At 62.1% G+C, this 18,242-nt stretch carries 21 protein-coding genes; 12 read left to right on the forward strand and 9 right to left on the reverse strand.

The features are described 5' to 3' along the window. Positions 1 to 163: 163 nt before the first annotated feature. Positions 164 to 1,219, reverse strand: coding sequence for a histidinol-phosphate transaminase (gene hisC / locus IE093_RS14165; RefSeq protein WP_189470293.1), 1,056 nt, complete (start codon positions 1,217 to 1,219; stop codon positions 164 to 166). A gap of 105 nt (positions 1,220 to 1,324) precedes the next feature. On the opposite strand from hisC, the gene IE093_RS14170 reads away from it, so the two are divergent. Continuing rightward, positions 1,325 to 2,212 carry an AEC family transporter gene (locus IE093_RS14170; protein ID WP_189470295.1) on the forward strand — a complete coding sequence of 296 codons (888 nt, stop codon included), beginning with the start codon at positions 1,325 to 1,327 and terminating at the stop codon, positions 2,210 to 2,212. Here the strand turns inward: IE093_RS14170 and IE093_RS14175 are convergent, their stop codons facing one another. Next, positions 2,213 to 2,731 carry a MarR family winged helix-turn-helix transcriptional regulator gene (locus IE093_RS14175; protein ID WP_189470297.1) on the reverse strand — a complete coding sequence of 173 codons (519 nt, stop codon included), beginning with the start codon at positions 2,729 to 2,731 and terminating at the stop codon, positions 2,213 to 2,215. 21 nt (positions 2,732 to 2,752) lie between these two features. After that, complete coding sequence (locus IE093_RS14180) at positions 2,753 to 2,974, reverse strand: hypothetical protein (RefSeq protein WP_229803593.1); 222 nt, start codon at positions 2,972 to 2,974, stop codon at positions 2,753 to 2,755. Between the two features lie 441 nt (positions 2,975 to 3,415). On the opposite strand from IE093_RS14180, the gene hmgA reads away from it, so the two are divergent. The 9 genes from hmgA to mnmH all read left to right on the forward strand — a co-directional run bounded on the left by hmgA (position 3,416) and on the right by mnmH (position 13,056). Continuing rightward, positions 3,416 to 4,726: a homogentisate 1,2-dioxygenase gene (hmgA, locus tag IE093_RS14185; protein ID WP_189470299.1), complete on the forward strand. Its 1,311-nt coding sequence runs from the start codon at positions 3,416 to 3,418 to the stop codon at positions 4,724 to 4,726. 52 nt (positions 4,727 to 4,778) lie between these two features. Further along, entirely contained in the window at positions 4,779 to 5,798 is a 1,020-nt protein-coding gene (locus tag IE093_RS14190; RefSeq protein WP_189470301.1) for a fumarylacetoacetate hydrolase family protein, read from the forward strand. Between the two features lie 31 nt (positions 5,799 to 5,829). Beyond that, positions 5,830 to 6,474 carry a maleylacetoacetate isomerase gene (gene maiA, locus IE093_RS14195; RefSeq protein WP_189470302.1) on the forward strand — a complete coding sequence of 215 codons (645 nt, stop codon included), beginning with the start codon at positions 5,830 to 5,832 and terminating at the stop codon, positions 6,472 to 6,474. Positions 6,475 to 6,551: 77 nt separating this feature from the next. Next, entirely contained in the window at positions 6,552 to 7,778 is a 1,227-nt protein-coding gene (locus tag IE093_RS14200) for a multidrug effflux MFS transporter (RefSeq protein ID WP_189470304.1), read from the forward strand. 292 nt (positions 7,779 to 8,070) lie between these two features. Further along, positions 8,071 to 8,727 carry a L,D-transpeptidase gene (locus IE093_RS14205; protein WP_189470305.1) on the forward strand — a complete coding sequence of 219 codons (657 nt, stop codon included), beginning with the start codon at positions 8,071 to 8,073 and terminating at the stop codon, positions 8,725 to 8,727. 188 nt (positions 8,728 to 8,915) lie between these two features. Beyond that, a complete protein-coding gene (locus IE093_RS14210; protein ID WP_189470307.1) occupies positions 8,916 to 9,368 on the forward strand; it encodes a copper resistance protein NlpE N-terminal domain-containing protein in 453 nt (150 codons plus the stop codon). 98 nt (positions 9,369 to 9,466) lie between these two features. Then, on the forward strand, positions 9,467 to 10,855 hold the full coding sequence (radA, locus tag IE093_RS14215; protein ID WP_189470309.1) for a DNA repair protein RadA: 1,389 nt from the start codon (positions 9,467 to 9,469) through the stop codon (positions 10,853 to 10,855). A gap of 54 nt (positions 10,856 to 10,909) precedes the next feature. Further along, positions 10,910 to 11,950, forward strand: a complete 1,041-nt coding sequence (gene selD / locus IE093_RS14220) for a selenide, water dikinase SelD (protein ID WP_422730985.1) — start codon at positions 10,910 to 10,912, stop codon at positions 11,948 to 11,950. Continuing rightward, positions 11,947 to 13,056: a tRNA 2-selenouridine(34) synthase MnmH gene (gene mnmH / locus IE093_RS14225; RefSeq protein WP_189470311.1), complete on the forward strand. Its 1,110-nt coding sequence runs from the start codon at positions 11,947 to 11,949 to the stop codon at positions 13,054 to 13,056. Before selD ends, mnmH begins: the two co-directional genes overlap by 4 nt. On the opposite strand, the gene IE093_RS14230 is transcribed toward mnmH, so the two are convergent. Continuing rightward, the gene (locus IE093_RS14230; protein ID WP_189470313.1) at positions 13,053 to 13,766 is read right to left on the reverse strand and encodes a type 1 glutamine amidotransferase; all 714 of its coding nucleotides are present in this window, start codon (positions 13,764 to 13,766) and stop codon (positions 13,053 to 13,055) included. The two genes, mnmH and IE093_RS14230, sit on opposite strands and share 4 nt — an antisense overlap. 102 nt (positions 13,767 to 13,868) lie before the next feature. Here IE093_RS14230 and IE093_RS14235 point away from each other — a divergent pair, with 102 nt between their 5' ends. Both IE093_RS14235 and IE093_RS14240 read left to right on the forward strand, forming a co-directional pair. After that, positions 13,869 to 14,162: an MGMT family protein gene (locus IE093_RS14235; RefSeq protein ID WP_189470315.1), complete on the forward strand. Its 294-nt coding sequence runs from the start codon at positions 13,869 to 13,871 to the stop codon at positions 14,160 to 14,162. A gap of 31 nt (positions 14,163 to 14,193) precedes the next feature. Next, a complete protein-coding gene (locus tag IE093_RS14240; protein ID WP_189470317.1) occupies positions 14,194 to 14,781 on the forward strand; it encodes a YjaG family protein in 588 nt (195 codons plus the stop codon). Here IE093_RS14240 and IE093_RS14245 read toward each other — a convergent pair. From IE093_RS14245 to hisB, 5 genes are all read right to left on the reverse strand, one after another. Next, on the reverse strand, positions 14,778 to 15,296 hold the full coding sequence (locus IE093_RS14245; protein WP_229803595.1) for a hypothetical protein: 519 nt from the start codon (positions 15,294 to 15,296) through the stop codon (positions 14,778 to 14,780). The genes IE093_RS14240 and IE093_RS14245 overlap by 4 nt on opposite strands. Positions 15,297 to 15,305: 9 nt before the next feature. Then, positions 15,306 to 16,079: an imidazole glycerol phosphate synthase subunit HisF gene (hisF, locus tag IE093_RS14250; protein WP_189470319.1), complete on the reverse strand. Its 774-nt coding sequence runs from the start codon at positions 16,077 to 16,079 to the stop codon at positions 15,306 to 15,308. Between the two features lie 3 nt (positions 16,080 to 16,082). Beyond that, positions 16,083 to 16,835 (reverse strand): 1-(5-phosphoribosyl)-5-[(5-phosphoribosylamino)methylideneamino]imidazole-4-carboxamide isomerase, encoded by a 753-nt coding sequence (hisA, locus tag IE093_RS14255; protein ID WP_189470321.1) that lies wholly within the window; start codon positions 16,833 to 16,835, stop codon positions 16,083 to 16,085. A 101-nt stretch (positions 16,836 to 16,936) separates the two neighbouring features. Next, positions 16,937 to 17,578, reverse strand: a complete 642-nt coding sequence (gene hisH, locus IE093_RS14260; protein WP_189470323.1) for an imidazole glycerol phosphate synthase subunit HisH — start codon at positions 17,576 to 17,578, stop codon at positions 16,937 to 16,939. Positions 17,579 to 17,634: 56 nt separating this feature from the next. Beyond that, positions 17,635 to 18,228: an imidazoleglycerol-phosphate dehydratase HisB gene (hisB, locus tag IE093_RS14265; protein ID WP_189470325.1), complete on the reverse strand. Its 594-nt coding sequence runs from the start codon at positions 18,226 to 18,228 to the stop codon at positions 17,635 to 17,637. Positions 18,229 to 18,242: the final 14 nt, after the last annotated feature.

Here is an 18,242-nt window from a genome sequence, read left to right on the forward strand (position 1 = left end):
CCGAACTCAGTAGTGAAACCGCTCCTCATCGTCAGGCACCTCTTCGAACCCCCAGCCTCCCGCGAGGCCGGGGGTTTTTCATGTTTGGGCATTTCCCTGCAACGAATGCGAACACGCCAGCCTCGAAAGGGGCTGGCGTGTTTGTGCTTCCGTAGCGGTTTTTTCAGCCAACCAGCGTTTCCAGCACTTCGGTCAAGCTATCCATCTCGTCGTCGGTACCGATAGAGATGCGCAGGAAATCGCGCAAGGCTTCGGTATTGAAGTGGCGTACCAGGATGCCGCGCTCGCGCAAGCCGACGAAAAGTTGGGCAGCGTCATGGTCGGGATGACGCGTGAGGATAAAGTTGGTTTGGGAGGGCAAGACCTCGAAGCCAAGATTCATCAGACGGCGCCGTGTACGCTCACGAGTGGTGATGACCTTCTCGCGACAGGCATTGAAGTGTTCACTGTCCTCAAGTGCGGCGATACCCACTGCATTGGCCAGGCTGTCGATCGGATAAGAATTGAAGGAGTTCTTGACGCGCTCGAGGCCTTCGATCAGTTCCCGCGAGCCGAAGGCATAGCCGAGCCGCAAGCCGGCGAGGCTGCGAGACTTGGAGAAGGTCCCGGTAACCAGCAGATTGGGGTATTGTTCGACGAGCGGTACAGCGCTTTCGCCCCCGAAATCCACATAGGCTTCATCGATCAGCACCACGCACTCGGTGACGCGCTCAAGGAGCCTGGCAATGACGTCACGGCCGTGACCATGGCCCGTTGGGGCATTGGGATTGGCAAAGACGATACCGCCACTATGCGCGTCGAAGGCTTCCAAAGGCACTTGCCACTCGTCGCCTAGTGCCAAGGTTCGATAGGCGATGTCGTACAGTCGGCAATAGACCGGATAGAAGCTGTAGGTGATCGCTGGCATCGACAAGGGGACTGATTGTCGGAAGAAGGCCTGGAACGCCAGCGCCAAGACTTCATCGGAGCCGTTGCCGACGAAAACCTGGCCGACCTCGACCCCGTGTTCCCTGGCCAAGGCCTGTCGGAGGGCGAGTGACTCCGGGTCGGGATACAGGCGTAGATGGTCAACGGGATAGTCGTTCAAGACCTTCTCCACACCGGGAGACGGAGGGTAGGGGTTCTCGTTGGTATTCAGTTTGATCAGGCGTTCACGGGGTTGCTCGCCGGGAACGTAAGGCGTCAACTCGTGAACGACTGGACTCCAGAACTTGCTCATGGGCACTCGCTAGAAGGATTGGGACTTTTATCATGGTGACGCCCCCGGGCGCGCCGCGCAAGCGGGAGTCATGCTACGCTGAATGCCTAATTCAGGGATTTGTGGATGATTGGACAGATTCTCGCCACCTTGTTACCGGTGTTTTTGATCGCCGGTTGCGGCACGCTCTATGGGCGCTTTCGCACACCGGATATTCGCGGGCTCAACACCCTGAACATGGAACTCTTCGTGCCCATGCTGGTGTTCGCCGTGCTCGCCGATCGCCAAGCGCCTCTCGAGGAATATGCCACCTTGGCGCTGGGCGCGGCAGTAGTCGTGCTGGGTTCCGGTGTGGTGCTGTGGCCGGTGACCCGATGGTTGCGGCTCGACCCCAAGACCTTCCTGCCGCCGATGATGTTCAACAACTCCGGCAACATGGGGATTCCTTTGCTCGTGCTGGCGTTCGGCGAGGCGGCGCTGCCGGCGGCGGTGGTGGTCTTCATCGTCGAGATGCTGCTGCACTTCTCGGTAGGGCTTTACCTGCTCAGCCCCCACACTCCCATGTGGCGATTGCTCAGGATGCCGATAGTGCTGGCCAGTATCGCCGGACTGGGTGTCAATCTCGGTGGGGTATCGTTGCCCGAGTGGTTCTTGGAAGCGCTGGACATGCTGGGAGGGGTCTGCATCCCCCTGATGCTGTTCGCGCTCGGCGTGCGGATGCTGGATATCGACTTCAGTGACTGGAAAACCGGGGTGCTGGGAGCGGTTCTGTGCCCGCTCAGTGGCTTGATCCTGGCGGCTCCGTTAATCTGGTGGCTGGATATTCAAGGGTTGCAGGCAGCAGCGCTATGGGTATTTGCCGCCTTGCCGCCGGCGGTGCTCAATTATCTGGTGGCGGAACAGTATCGCCAGGAGCCCCACAAGGTGGCATCCCTGGTGTTGATCGGCAACCTAGGAAGCCTGGTGGTCATGCCCCTGGTGTTGGCCATGGTGTTTGCCCATGTCGTCGTTTGACTAACGCTGGCTTTCGAGGCGCTCCAACTGCCGCTCCAACTTGCTCATGGTGTTGAGCAGGTCGCGATACTCACCGGCGGTCAGCGTGGATACCAGCTCGGTTTCCCAGGCATGGGCCTCGGGAATCAGCTTGCCCAGCAGCTCTTCTCCGGCGAGCGTCAGATGCAGGTAATGGACGCGCTGATCGCTGGTGGACTGGGTACGACTAATCAATTCTCTCTCCTCCAGCGACTGCACGGCTCGAGAAACCCGCGCCTTGTCCATGCGCGTGAATTCACAGATCTGCTTGGCCGTCAGCACGTCCCGGTGGCTGAGCCAAGCCAATACCCGCCACTCGGCCACGTTGATCGCGAAGCGTTGGTCATAGATCCGCGACAATGCCTGGCTGATACGGTCCGCCAGGCTGTTCAGCCGATAGGGAAGGAACTGGTTCAGGTCCAGTTCAGGCTTCGCTGGCCGGCTATGATCGTCGGCCTCACCCTTGTCGGAAGCCGCGTGCCGTTGCACATCCGAGTCCATGACAGCTCTCCATCCGCGTCGTCAGTAAAGTAATTGTGGCAGGAGCAGTGCGATGCTCGGGAAGAGCAGCACCAGCACCGCACGCCCCATGCCGGCGAGCCAGAAGGGCGCCACACCATGGAAGATTGTATCGGTGGTGGCATCTGGCGAAACAGCGCGTAGTACGAAGACATTCGTGCCCACCGGTGATGTGATCGGACAGCGATTGCCACTGTCGGTGTGATTGCGATAAATATCTGACATTATAGTTTCTTTTGAAACAAGTTTCATGTTGCTGCATGCCTTTGTTGGCGAGATAGAGGTTCAATGATAAGCCAGTTATCGTCGAACCCTAGAGGGATAGGGTGGCATTGCGACCCAGAGTAGGCTATGGTTTAATTATAGTTTTATTTGAAACTAAAATCTGGGGCCGAGAAAATCCGATGGGCTAGCAGTTCACTCTCTGTCCCGATACCAAGGAAAAGCAGGCCGGTTTCACCAAGAACACCGGGGCTCACTACATTGATCGCACTCGGCGCGATCAGAAAGTGCGGGATTCGCACCCAAATGTGGTCGAAAACCAGTAATCACTCGCTATCCCTGTAATGGGCGTTGGCGGCGACCGGCAGGTGCTGGAAGAGGCTCTGCGCATCGCGGGCCAGGCCGAACCACGATCTTGATTGCGTATTGCGTGAGGATGTCTGCATGAATACCCGAGACCTTGAATACCAGAGTGGTTTCCGCAACCACTTCGCCAGTGAAGCGCTCCCCGGTGCCCTGCCGCAGGGCCAGAACTCGCCGCAGCGCTGCCCGTATGGCCTGTATGCCGAGCAACTCACCGGCTCGGCTTTTACCGCGCCACGTTCCCACAACCTGCGCAGTTGGCTGTATCGTATTCGCCCTTCAGTGGCCCAGAGCGCCTATCGGCCGCTGCCAACGGGCGAGGTGGCGACCGCACCACCGGCGGAGCCCGCCGCCGACCCCAACCAGATGCGTTGGGATCCGCGGCCGATCCCCAGCGAACCCACCGACTTCGTCGACGGTCTGCTGACCGTGGCGGTCAACGGTGATGCCGGCGCCCAGGCCGGATGTGGCGTGCATGTCTATGCCTTCAACCAGGACATGCACCGGCGTTTCTTCTACAACGCCGACGGCGAACTGCTGATCGTGCCGCAACAGGGAACCCTGCGTTTGCGCACCGAACTCGGCGAGCTCGAGGTGAGCGGCGGAGAGGTCGCGGTGATCCCGCGTGGCGTCAAGTTCCAGGTGCGCCTGGGCAAGGGTAGCGATACCGCGCGCGGCTATATCTGTGAGAACTACGGTAGCCCGCTGGAACTGCCAGGCCTGGGGCCGATCGGTGCCAACGGCCTGGCCAATCCACGCGACTTCCTGAGCCCGGTGGCGGCCTATGAAGACCTGTCCGGTGACTTCGAGCTGGTCACCAAGTTCTCCGGCCGCTTCTGGGCCACTCATCTCGATCATTCGCCGCTCGACGTGGTCGCCTGGCACGGCAATTACGCGCCCTACAAGTACGATCTGGCGCGCTTCAACACCATCAACACCGTGAGTTTCGACCATCCAGACCCATCGATCTTCACCGTGTTGACCTCGCTTTCCGATACTCCGGGCATGGCCAACGTCGACTTCGTGATCTTCCCGCCGCGCTGGATGGTGGCCGAGAACACCTTCAGGCCGCCCTATTTCCATCGCAACCTGATGAGCGAGTTCATGGGGCTGATTCACGGCGAGTACGATGCCAAGGCCGAGGGCTTCCTGCCCGGTGGGGCCAGCCTGCATAACTGTATGTCGCCTCACGGACCGGACGCCGAGACCTTCGAGAAGGCTACCCACGCCGAACTGACACCGCGGTATCAGGGCGATACGCTGGCCTTCATGTTCGAGAGCCGTTATGTCTTCCAACCGACGCCCACAGCGCTGGAAGCCGAGTTCCGCCAGCGCGACTACGTCGACGTGTGGGCCGGGCTGCGTTCGCACTTCGACCCCTCGACGCCCTGAGCCAGGATATCCGCACCATAGATGATGAACCTTTGACGACAAGGAATGACCCATGAAACTCGCCACTCTCAACAAAGGCCGCGACGGTGAACTGATCGTGGTCTCCCGTGACCTGACGCGTGCCGTGCGCGTGCCCGGTATCGCCGTCACCCTGCAGCAGGCCATCGAAGATTGGGACAGCCTCGCCCCGCGGCTGGAGAAGGTCTACGCCGCGCTCAATGGCGGTCAGGAAGACGACGCTTTCAATCTGGACATGGCCAAGCTGCACTCGCCGCTGCCGCGCAGCTACCACTGGGCCGACGGCTCGGCTTACCTCAACCACGTGCAACTGGTGCGCCAGGCGCGTGGTGCCGAGATGCCCGAGACCTTCTGGAGCGATCCGCTGATGTATCAGGGCGGCGGTGATCAATTCCTGGCTCCCACCGAGGACATCGAGGCGATCAGCGAGGACCATGGCATCGACTTCGAGGGCGAGATCGCGGTGATCACCGACGACGTACCGATGGCGGTAACCCCGGAGCAGGCCGCCGGCCATATCAAGCTCGTGATGCTGGTCAACGACGTCAGTCTGCGCGGCTTGATTCCCGGCGAACTGGCCAAGGGCTTCGGCTTCTTCCAGGCCAAGCCCGCCTCGAGTTTTTCGCCGATTTGCGTGACACCGGACGAACTCGGCGATGCCTGGCGTGACGGCAAAGTGCACCTGCCGCTCACCGTGCACTTGAACGGCGAAAAGTTTGGCGAGCCCGAGGCCGGCCCCGACATGATCTTCAGCTTCCCCCAACTCGTCGCGCACGCCGCCAAGACCCGCTATCTGGGCGCTGGGGCCATCGTTGGCTCGGGCACCGTCTCCAACCCTGGCCCCGATGGTGGCCCGGGCAAACCAGTCGCCGACGGTGGGGTGGGCTACAGTTGCCTGGCCGAGGTACGCATGGTCGAGAAGATCCTGCATGGCGACAGTCGGACCCCGTTCATGCGCTTCGGCGACCGGGTGCGCATCGAGATGTTCGACCGGCAGGGCCAGAGTATCTTCGGTGCCATCGACCAGCAGGTGGTGAAATATCAGCCAAAATGAGCTCAATACCCCAACCTAAGGAGGCAGGCAAATGACGATGCTCTATGGCTATTTCCGTTCGTCAGCCGCCTACCGGGTGCGCATCACACTGAACCTCAAGGGCCTGGCGTACGACCAGGCCCCGGTCAACTTGGTCAAGGGCGAGCAGCGGGCTGAGGGGTACATCGCCCGCAACCCCCAGGGGCTGGTGCCGATGCTCACCATCGACGACGGCACCCAGCTGACCCAGTCGCTGGCGATCTGCGAGTATCTGGACGAGCGCTATCCCGATCCGCCGCTGCTGCCGGTCGAGCCTGCGGATCGCGCCCGGGTGCGAGCGCTGGCCCAGCTGGTGGCCTGCGAGATCCATCCGCTCAACAACCTGCGGGTGCTCAAGTACTTGGTTCACGAACTGAAGGTGGACGAGGGCGCCAAGTTGGCGTGGTACCGTCACTGGATCGCTGAGGGCTTCACCGCCCTGGAAGCGATGCTCTCCCGCGAGGCGGGCAGTGGCGACTTCTGCCATGGCGATACGCCGAGCCTGGCGGACGTGTGCCTTGTGCCACAAATCTATAATGCTGAGCGTTTCGAGTGCGATCTCTCGCCCTACCCCCGGATTCGGCGCATCACCGCCAACTGCCGTGCCTTGGAGGCCTTCCAGCGGGCGGCACCGGGGGAGCAACCGGATGCGAACTGAGTTATAATAAGCAGGCTAATAAAGCGGGCGCGACGCGGGTCGCGCCCGCTTGTCGTTTGATTGCCAAGGAGGCTCGAGTGCTGAGGCTGACTTCCCCCACCATGGTGCTGGTACTGGCGGCGCTGACCGCGCTGGGTCCACTGGCTACCGACATGTACCTGCCGGCGATGCCGGCCATGGCCGAATCGCTCGGTACCGGCCCCGACCAGGTGCAATTGACGCTCAGCCTGTATATGGCGGGCTTCGCCCTGGCTCAACTGATCTGCGGCCCGGTGTCGGATCGCTACGGACGCAAGCCGGTGTGGATCGCCGGTTTCAGCCTGTTTCTGTTCGCCAGCCTGCTGTGTGCCATGGCGCCGAGCATCGAGGTGCTACTGGTGGGGCGGTTTCTACAGGCCTTCGGCGGAGCCACCGGCCCAGTGCTGGGGCGCGCTGCGGTACGCGATATTCATGGCCCCCTCGAAGCCGGGCGCATCCTCTCCTACATGGCCAGCACCATGGCCCTGGCCCCGGCGCTGGCACCCCTTGTCGGCGCTAGCCTGCTGCTGTTCTTCGGCTGGCAATCGGTGTTCGTGTTGCTGGCGCTCTATTCCGGGGTGATGCTGCTGGTGATGGTATTGGCCATGCCCGAACCGTTGGCGTTGGAGCAGCGCCAGTCGACCCATCCCAGCGTCATCCTGGCCAACTTCCGCATGCTGCTCACCCAGCGTAGCTTCCTCGGCTATACCCTGGTCAATGCCACGGGCTTCTCCGGATTGTTCGCCTACTTGTCCGGCTCGTCCTTCGTGCTGATCGAGTTCATGGGGCTCTTGCCCTTGCAGTATGGCATCGGCTTTTCGCTGATCGTCGGGGGCTTCTTCACCGGCTCGTTGGCCAGTGGTCGCTACAGCCATCGTCTGGGACGCGACCGCTTGATCCTGATCGCCAGTCTGATGTGCGCCCTGGCCGGCTCCGTCATGGCCGTGCTGGCCCTGGCCGCTGTGTATGCCCCTTGGGCAGTAATCGGGCCGCAGGTGCTGTTCCTGTTCGGCTTTGGCATCCTGATGCCGCAGAGCATGGCTGGCGCGCTGGCGCCCAACCCGCAATGCGCAGGCTCGGCCTCGTCGCTGTTTGGCTTCCTGCAGATGACCACCGCTGCGCTTGTAGGCGCCGTGGTCGGCCAGCTCCACGACGGTACCTCGCGCACCATGGCCATCGCCATCAGCCTGGCGGGGATACTGGCACTGATCAGCTACTGGTGGGTGGTGCGGCCGGTGAGCGTGCCGGTGAGGGGAGAGGAGGGAGTCCTAAGTCCTTACAAGTAGTAGGACTGATCGCTCAGACCTGCTTTCCTCGTCATTGTCGTGATGGATGATCGACAGCAGCTTGATCGGCACTTCGTGCAGCTTTTCCGGGCCATGGGGCGTGGCGGCGTCGAAGGCTAGGCTGGTGGCACTGTGTCGGCGGAACGGATGAAGCAGGGCACGTAGCCGCTACCGCTAGGCGCGCCATCAAAGCGAGGAATTGGTGGTTAAAAATCGCTCAATATTCGAGATGGTGGCACCCGGGAATCCGTGACAATCGAGGTGAGCCAATGGCAATCCTCGGGGGTCGCCCATGCCCAAGTCCCTGTCAGTGGTGCTGACTGCCACCCTTCTGCTGATCGCGACGAGCACGCAGGCTGGCCTGCATAGCCATGCACCTTGGGTCGCGAGCGTTACTACGGCGACCGAGAGATCGGTCTCGCTATGGTCCGAGTTGGCTGCCATCGAACTCCCCGAGGTGGCTCCTGAAGAAGTCTGGGTGCGCATCGATCTGAAGCGGCGCGAACTGGCGCTGTTCCAGGGCGAGCAACACATTCTGACGATCCCTTACCTGGCTTTTGGCACGGCCGGGGCCAACCGTATTCGTCTGCAAGGCAGCAGCCAGACGCCTATCGGTGACTTTCGCATCGACAGGATCAACCGCCAGAGTCGCTTCAAGCTGTTTTTCGGGATCGATTACCCGACCCCGGAAATCGCCCATGAAGCCTGGCAGAGCGGCATTCTCAGTGATCAGGACTATCGCGATTACCGAATCCACCGGCTCCAGCACGGTCGCTCTCCGGCCCACACACCGCTGGGCGGCCACATCGGCATCCATGGCCTCGGCAATCGCCCCACCAGGCTCCATCAGATTCGTGATTGGACCGAAGGTTGCATTGCCGTCACCAACACGGAAATCCAGATGCTGGAGCGCTGGCTGGATGTCGGCACACTGGTGGTGATTCGCTGATCGATCATACCGTCTCTGCCTTGCGCTCGAATGCTCTATCCAAGGGATGCATGCAGGAGGGAAGGTGGGGGATAATGATCGTAGATCATTGGTGACGCAAGGAACTGTCCGTCGGCGTCACTTGCCGTTATGCTGTTAGGCAAGTCGCCGTGGAGACGGCGCTTGACTCATTGGTTAGGAGGACTCTCATGCAAGTCAGGACGTTGCTGGCGGGTTCCGCCATGCTGGCCATGTTGGCGGGTTGTGCCGCTGCCCCTACGGATGCGCCATCCACGGCGGATGACGTCGTGGCTGGTGAAGCACATTACCAAGGTACCTTGCCATGTCGTAACTGTGCCGGGATCGATATCGATGTGCGCTTGAAGGGCGACGAGCAAGCTACACCCGAAGAGCGAACCTTCACCTTGGATGCCAGCTACCTGGAACATCCTCAGAATCCCCCCGACGAAAACTATGCGGGGCAGTGGGAGGTACTGAGCGGTACGGCCGCTGACCCGGATGCCACTGTTTATGAGCTGACCCCGCAAGGCGATGGCCAGATCTACTACTTCCTGCGTGTCGATGAGCGCACTCTGGAACTGATCGACCCCGAGCGTCGCCGCTTCCAGAACAATGAGATGCTGCAGTTACAGCGCCAGTGATGTGCGTTGCCAGATGATGTGAGAGGCGGCCAAAAGCCGCCTCTCGCTTTTCTGCCGATTTGAATGGCGGTCGTGCGATTCGGGGAGATTGAGCCTCAATGGCCAAGGCGAAAAGCGCTTTCGTGTGCACCGAATGCGGTGCCGAGTACAGCAAGTGGCAGGGACAGTGCTCGAGTTGCCGGGAGTGGAACACGTTAAGCGAGGTTCGTCTGTCGGCATCGCGTCCCGGAGTGTCACCGGCCGTGACCGGGCGTAGCGGCTATGCCGGGATTGTGTCGCGCGAAGTGGTCGATCTCGCTGCTGTGGATCTGTCCGAGGTGCCGCGCTTCTCCTCTACTTTCGGTGAGTTCGATCGGGTGCTGGGCGGTGGCTTGGTGCCTGGCTCGGCGGTACTGCTGGGTGGCCACCCTGGAGCCGGAAAGTCAACGCTGTTGTTGCAGACCGCCTGCAAGCTGGCCCAGCACAAGCGAGCCCTGTATGTCACCGGCGAAGAGTCGCTGTCGCAGGTGGCGATGCGTGCCCATCGCCTGCAGCTGCCGGTGCGGGGACTGAAAATGCTGGCCGAGACCAGCGTCGAGACCGTGCTTGGCGTGGCCGAGCGCGAGCGTCCGGAAGTGCTGATCATCGATTCCATCCAGACTATGCACCTCGAGGATATCGGCTCGGCACCAGGTGGTGTCGCCCAGGTGCGTGAGTCGGCGGCGGCGCTGACCCGCTTCGCCAAGCGCACGGATACCGTGCTGTTGCTGGTGGGGCATGTCACCAAGGATGGTACCTTGGCCGGCCCCAAGGTGCTCGAGCACATGATCGATGCCTCGCTGCTGCTCGAGGGCGGAGCCGATTCGCGCTTTCGGACCCTACGTGGGCAGAAGAACCGCTTCGGCGCAGTCAACGAGTTGGGCGTGTTCGCTATGCTCGAGCATGGCCTCAAGGAAGTGAAGAACCCCAGCGCCATCTTTCTGTCGCGCAATGAGGAGCAGAGTGCCGGCAGCCTGGTGATGGTGGTCTGGGAAGGCACTCGTCCAATCCTCGTCGAGGTCCAGGCACTTGTCGACGAGTCGGCGCTGGGAAACCCTCGACGGGTCGCGGTGGGCCTGGATCAGAACCGTTTGGCCATGTTGCTGGCCGTGCTGCACCGTCATGGAGGATTGTTCACCGGCGACCAAGATGTCTTTCTCAATGTGGTGGGGGGCGTCAAGGTACTGGANGTCAAGGTACTGGAAACCAGCGCCGACCTGGCGGTGTTGCTGGCGGTGGTGTCGAGCCTGCAGAACCGACCGCTGCCGCGCGAACTGGTGGTGTTCGGTGAAGTTGGGCTGTCCGGCGAGATTCGTCCGGTGCCCAGTGGCCAGGAGCGTATCGTCGAGGCGGCCAAGCATGGTTTTACCCGCGCCATCGTGCCACGCGGCAATGCCCCCAAGGTAGCACCCGAGGGCATGGAAGTGATCGCCGTCGAGAAGCTGACCGAGGCGCTGGAAGCCTTGTGAGCCGGTGCCATGGGTGTGATGTAGAATCAACACATGAGTAACGTTAAGGAGGGAATGATGAGCGCCATTCGCCTGACCCAATACAGCCACGGCGCCGGCTGCGGCTGCAAGATCGCCCCCGATGTACTCGATGGCATTCTCGCCAAGGCGGGCCCCGGGGCCAGTCATTCCCGCCTGATCGTCGGCAACCAGGGGCGCGAGGATGCGGCTGTCTATGACTTGGGTGATGGCCGCGGCATGATTGCCACCACCGATTTCTTCATGCCGATCGTCGATGATCCCTTCGACTTCGGACGCATCGCCGCCACCAATGCCATCAGCGATGTCTATGCCATGGGCGGCACGCCGGTGATGGCTCTGGGGATTCTCGGTTGGCCGCTGGACAAGCTCGGGGCGGATATCGCCGGTGATGTGGTCGCCGGTGCCCAGGCGGTATGCCGTGAGCTCGGCCTGGGGCTGGCCGGGGGCCACTCCATCGATGCCCCGGAGCCGATCTTTGGCCTGGCAGTCAATGGATTGGTCGAACTCAAGCATCTCAAGCTCAACAAGGGTGCTCAGGTCGGCGATCTGCTCTATCTGACCAAACCGCTCGGGGTCGGCATGCTGACCACCGCCGAGAAGAAGGGGCTGCTCAAGGCTGGTCATCAAGGCCTTGCCCGAGAGACCATGCTCATGCCCAACGATATCGGTGCCGAGCTGGCTCGTATCGAAGGTGTGCACGCCATGACCGACGTCACCGGATTCGGCTTGGCCGGTCATCTGGCGGAGGTCTGCGAAGCCAGCGGCGTTGGGGCGCGTATCGATTTCAAGCGCTTGCCGCGACTGGCGCAGGCCGAGGCCTACCGACGTCAGGGTGCGATACCCGGCGGTACCGAGCGCAACCGCCAGGCGCTGGGCGACAAGCTACCGCCGATGGACGAAGCGCACTGGCAGTGGTTATGCGACCCGCAGACCTCTGGTGGTCTGTTGCTGGCGGTGCATCCGTCCTGGGAGGATGATGTCGAGCGAGTCGGTCGTGCCCACGAGCTTGAGCTCGAGCCCTTCGGCGAAGTCGTCAAGTCGCAAGGGCCGGCGTTGTTCGAGGTGCGTGGATGAATTTGCCGTTGATCGAGCCGGATCTCGAACTGCTGCGCGAACGCCGCGTGCTGATCGATGTCCGAGCGCCGGTGGAGTTCGCCCAGGGTGCCTTGCCGGGGGCGATCAATCTGCCGCTGATGGACGACGAGGAACGTCACCTCGTCGGCCTGACGTATAAGCAGGCCGGCCAAGAGGCGGCCATCGAGCTGGGCCAGCGCCTGGTGGCCGGCGGCATCAAGGCGAGGCGGGTTGCCGCCTGGCAACGGGTTCTGGCCGAACATCCCGATGCCATCATCTACTGCTTTCGTGGCGGGCTGCGCTCGCAGGTCGCTCAGCAGTGGCTCGCCGAAGCCGGTTTCGAACGCCCGCGCTTGCGGGGCGGCTGGAAGGCAATGCGCGCCGCGTTGTGCGCGCGCATCGATGCCGCCGCCGAGCGCCCGCTGCTGGTGGTGGGTGGGTTGACCGGCTGTGCCAAGACTGCACTGATCCAGCGTCTCGACAATGGCCTGGATCTGGAGGACTGTGCTCGCCACAAGGGCTCGGCTTTCGGGCGTCACCCGCTAGTGGCGCCGTCGCAGATCGACTTCGAACACGCCATGGGGCTGGGGCTACTGGAGGTCGATGGTCCCTGCGTGGTCGAGGATGAATCGCGCCACATTGGTACGGTCAATGTGCCGCCCACCTTCTGGCGGGCCATGGAACGGGCACCCCGCCTGCGAGTGGAAATGCCCCTGGATTGGCGCCTGGCGCAGATCCGCAAGGACTACATCGACGACCTGTGGGAAATCTACTCACAGCAGTTCGGTGACTGGCTGGGTTGGGCGCTGATGCGCAAGCAACTTGCTTCGGCCTTGATGCGTCTACGCAAGCGGCTGGGCGGTGCTCGGCTGGCGCGACTGCAGCGTTTGCAGGCGCTGGCCTTTCGCGAGCACGAACGGGGCAATCGTCAGGCACACGAAGCCTGGCTGGCGCCACTGTTGACCGAGTATTACGACCCATTGTACCGCCATCAGCTTGAAAAGCATGACCGGACTTTCCTGCATGTGGGTGACTGGGACAGTTGTCTGGAGGCAGCGCGCGATTGGTCGCAGGCCATGAAAGCGAGAAGGTCCGACGCTGGCTAGAGGGCCCGAGAGGGTACGCTGCGCAACCACTGCAACAGCACACGGTCGAGCAGCGAGGCCTGGCGGTCGAAGCGTCGCGGATCAGCGAGGATACTGTCGCGCTGCTGTACATAGCGTTGTTGCCCGTTCGCCTGGCTATCGAAATGTACTGGAGTGCGGTCGAGCAGTGCGCTGGCACTGGCGCTAGTGGCTTCCAAGTGGAATTGCAGGCCGATCACCCGGCCGCCATCCCAGGCGAAGCCTTGCAGCGGGCTGGCAGAGCTCGAACCCAGTGGCAGGGCTCCGTCGGGGAGACCGAAGATATCGCGATGCCACATCAAGGCCTCGAAACGCTCGGGCAGATCGAAAGGACTGTCCGGCGCCAGGGTGATTGCGTGCCAGCCGATCTCGGCGTAGGTACCCCGCGAGACGATGGCACCAAGCCCGTCGGCGAGGAGCTGGGCGCCCAGGCCGATTCCTAGCACCGGTTTGCCACTCTTGAGGGCGCGAGCGAGCAGTTTCTTCTCACGCCTGAGCCAGGAGGGGGTGTCTTCATCTTCCAGGCTGATAGGCCCGTCGAGCACGATCAGGCCATCGCAGTCGTCCAGACGCGGTGGGGCCTCGCCGGCATAGAGATGGCAGCTATTATGACTGTGACCCATTCCGACCAGCCAGTCGGCAAGCCGGACGGGGCCGATATTGGCGTCGTGCTGAAGGAAATAGATATGCATGACCAGTCCATGATGAATAAGCTCATCAGTCACGTCCAGTACGATGTGGACGATGCCCTGGCGATAGTGGGTGGTCGTTGATGAACGAAGGGGGTGAGGGAGGTGCGCGCTGAGTTGCTCGAACAGATCTATACCATTGTCGCGCAGATTCCGCAGGGGCGCGTCACCACCTATGGCCGGGTGGCCAAGATGACCGAAGGCGCTACCGCTCGCATGGTAGGCAGCGCCATGCGCCACTTGCCCGATGGCCATGGTTTGCCGTGGCATCGGGTCATCGCTGCCGACCGCAAGATCGCCGACCATGGCGGTGCAGCGCGTCAGCGTGACAAACTATGCGCTGAAGGGGTGGTATTCGATGCCAATGGACGTGTCGATGCCACGCGACTCTGGCCATGATGTCGGGTAACGCATTTACCGAGGTGTCCCTATGAGTCCTGCCGAAGGCTTTCATCAGTGCCTGCGCCATCTCGACCAACGCCGTCAACTGGCGTTCATGGCAGCGCTTTGCGAGCGTTTGATGCCCAACTATGCCCTCTACGCCGAGCATACGGGGGCAGGCGATATCGCAGCGCTGCGCAATATTCTGGACTTGGTCTGGGAGCATCTGCTGGTCAAGGACGCGAAGATCGACTTCGAGCGTCAGACGGACAAGCTCGCCGAACTCGAACCACCGGCCGATGACGACAGTTTCGGGGCCCGGCGGGCGCTGGAAGCTGTGGTGGCATTGTCGGCGGTGCTTGATGCACTGCGCGGCGATGCTCCGGACGCCGTGATGGAGGTCAGCCTGGCCTCACGCAGTGGCGTCCGCGCTTTCATCGAGCTGACCGAAGGCGAGGATGACGATGCGCGGCTGGCTGCTCTCGTGCGCGACCATCCCCTGATGGCCGACGAGCACGACTTCCAGGACGCGGTGCTCGAGGCAGTGGAGGGCGAGCTCGATCGCGAGGCGCTCAAGCGCCTGCGGCGCCTGGGGCGCAACGGCGGCGTGAGCAACCTGGGGCTGTCGCTGGATTAGAAGCGCACACCACCTGTGATCATCAGCCCTGCGGTGCCGAATACGATCAGGTCGGACTCGACACGCCCCCAGCGTGCTCCGATGCTGGGCAGCACCGCTGGGGCGATTCCATGCCGGTTGAAGGGAATCTTGTCACGGTATTCACCCTTGTAGCCGCGCAATAGCCCGCCGGTGAGTTTGCCGCGTACCTCAAAATCGTTCGTTGGCTGCCAGAAGGGGAATTCCCGGCCGGCATAGAAGTACCAGGTCGGCTGGTTGAAGGAGTTCTTGAACCAGGCGGCGCCCATCAGCCAGCGGTTGGGGTCGTGCAGCTCGATACTGGCCAGATGCTGGTTGTTGGTGTGCTCGTCACTGGAACTGAAATGGTCGGTGTAGAGGCTGGTCTGCACCAGAACATGGTCGAGTTTCAGAGTAGGCTTGGCCTGGAGTTCGAGTGATATCAGCAGACCAATGATCAGGCACAGAAGAACCGGCCACTTGGCTACCGCGCTCCCCTTCCTTGGGAAAAACCTCATTCAAACTCCTTAGAGTCGCATCTCGATGCCGTGCTCGGCCATGTAGCGCTTGGCATCGGGGATGCTGTACTCGCCGAAGTGGAAAATGCTGGCGGCCAGCACGGCATCGGCGCCACCCTCGGTGACCCCGGCTACCAAGTGCTCGAGACTACCGACACCCCCGGAGGCGATCACTGGCACGCCCACCGCGTCGACGATGGCGCGGGTCAGTCCCAGGTCGAAACCGGCCTTGGTGCCGTCGCGGTCCATGCTGGTCAGCAGCAGCTCGCCAGCCCCCAGGTCGACCATCTTGCGTGCCCACTCCACGGCGTCGAGTCCAGTGGGCTTGCGACCGCCATGGGTGAAGATCTCCCAGCGTGCCGGCTCGCCCTTCTGCGATACCTGCTTGGCATCGATGGCGACCACGATGCACTGGCTACCGAAGCGCTCGGCGGCCTCGCGAACGAAATCCGGGTCGTTCACCGCCGCGGTGTTGATCGACACCTTGTCGGCGCCGGCGTTGAGCATGGTACGAATGTCCTCGCAGGTGCGGATGCCGCCGCCCACGGTCAACGGGATGAAAACTTCGCCGGCGATGCATTCGACCATGTCGACCGTGGTGCCGCGGTCCTCGTGGCTGGCGGTGATATCAAGGAAAGTGATCTCATCGGCACCCTGCTGGTTGTAGCGTTTGGCGATTTCCACGGGGTCGCCGGCGTCACGGATGCCGACGAAGTTGACACCCTTGACCACGCGGCCGGCGTCGACGTCCAGACAGGGGATGATGCGCTTGGCTAGACCCATGGCTCAGCTCCCGGATCGGTTGGCTTGCAGTTCATCGCACAGGCGTTGTGCCTCAGCGACATCTAGCGTGCCCTCATAGATGGCGCGGCCGGTGATGGCTCCCAGGATGCCGTCCTGTTCGAACGCGGCCAGGGCTCGCAAGTCGTTCAGGTCAGTGACACCTCCCGAAGCGATCACCGGGAGGCCGCTTTCACGTGCCAATTCGGCAGTGGCCTCGACATTGACGCCGCCCATCATGCCGTCACGGGCGATGTCGGTATAGACGATCGAGGAAACGCCGTCGTCGGCAAAGCGCTTGGCCAGCTCGGTGGCCTTGAGCGTCGATACTTCGGCCCAGCCATCGGTGGCCACGAAACCGTCGCGAGCATCGAGGCCGACGATCACATGGCCGGGGAAAGCGCGGCACATCTCGCCGACGAAGGCCGGCTCCTTGACCGCTTTGGTGCCAATGATCACATAGGACACCCCGGCGGCGAGATAGTGCCCGATGGTTGCAGCATTGCGGATGCCGCCACCGATCTGGATCGGCAGATTCGGGTAGGCGTGAGCGATGGCGGTGACCGCCTCACCGTTGACTGGCTCACCCTCGAAGGCGCCGTTGAGGTCGACCAGGTGCAGGCGGCGAGCACCGGCCTCAACCCAGCGCGCGGCCATGGCCACGGGGTCGTCGCCATAGGTAGTGGAGTCGTCCATTCGCCCCTGCTTGAGGCGAACGCATTTGCCGTCCTTGAGATCGATGGCGGGGATTACCAGCATGTCGTGTCCTCATGGGCGCCAGGTGGGAGGCGCGATGATTCTGGTGGTTGTGACGAACGGCGGTGTCGAGGGCGTCACGATGTCCCGTAGGTGGGGCCGGCTCAAGGCGCCCAATTGACAAAGTTTTCCAGCAGTCTTAGGCCGTCGTTGGCACTTTTCTCGGGGTGGAACTGCACCGCGAAGACGCTGCCACGCCCCACTGCCACATGGGCTTGGGTGCCGCCGTAGTCAGTGGTGCCAAAGATCGTGTCGTCGTCCTGGGCATCCACGTAATAGCTGTGCACGAAATAGAATCGCGCACCATCCTCGATACCCGCCCATAGCGGATGATTGTGGTGCTGGTACACCTGGTTCCAGCCCATGTGCGGTACCTTGAGGCGTTCGCCGTTGGCATCGAGCAGGTCGTCGCGGAAGCGTCGTACCTGGCCTGGGAGAAAGCCGAGGCAGTCGATGCCGCCATTCTCTTCGCTGTGGTCGAGCAGCATCTGTTGCCCAACGCAAACGCCCAGCAGCGGTTTGCTCTGGCTGGAGAGCAGCTCCTGAACCAACCCCTTGAGCTCGGCCTTCTGGAGTTCGCTCATGCAGTCACGGATCGCCCCTTGTCCGGGCAGTACCAGCCGAGTGGCCCCATGGATGCGGCGCGGATCGCGCGTCACCACCACGTGTTCATGGGTGACATGCTCCAGCGCCTTGGCGACGGAATGCAGGTTACCCATCCCGTAGTCGATGACGGCAATGGTCATGATGCGCTCCTTTCAGATGGATCAGCGAAAAACCGGTCTTTCATGTACTGTAAAGCCTACAGGCAACCCTTGGTGGAGGGCATCTGCCCGGCCATGCGCGGGTCTTCCTCCACAGCCATGCGCAGCGCCCGACCGAAGGCTTTGAAGATGGTTTCGGCCTGGTGATGGGCGTTGAACCCCTTCAGGTTGTCGATATGCAGGCTGACCTGGGCGTGGTTGACGAAGCCTTGGAAGAACTCCCAGAACAGTTGAGTATCCAGACGGCCAATGCTGGCCCGGGTGAATTCGACGTCCATGAACAGGCCCGGACGACCCGAAAAGTCAATGACCACGCGGGACAGTGCTTCGTCGAGCGGTACATAGGCATGACCGTAGCGGCGGATGCCGCGCTTGTCGCCGACTGCCTTGGCAAAGGCCTGGCCCAAGGTGATGCCGAGATCCTCTACGGTGTGATGATCGTCGATGTGCAGATCGCCGGCCGCCTTGATCTCCAGATCGATCAGCCCGTGCCGGGCAACTTGGTCGAGCATATGGTCGAGGAAGGGGACACCGGTCTCGCAGGTGAAACGGCCCTGGCCATCGAGGTTCACGCTCACTGTGATCTGGGTTTCCTTGGTATCCCGGGAAACCGTGGCGGTACGCTCGGACATGCTGGCTCGACTCC

The organism is Litchfieldella qijiaojingensis, assembly GCF_014651875.1.
Taxonomy (GTDB): Bacteria; Pseudomonadota; Gammaproteobacteria; order Pseudomonadales; family Halomonadaceae; genus Litchfieldella; species Litchfieldella qijiaojingensis.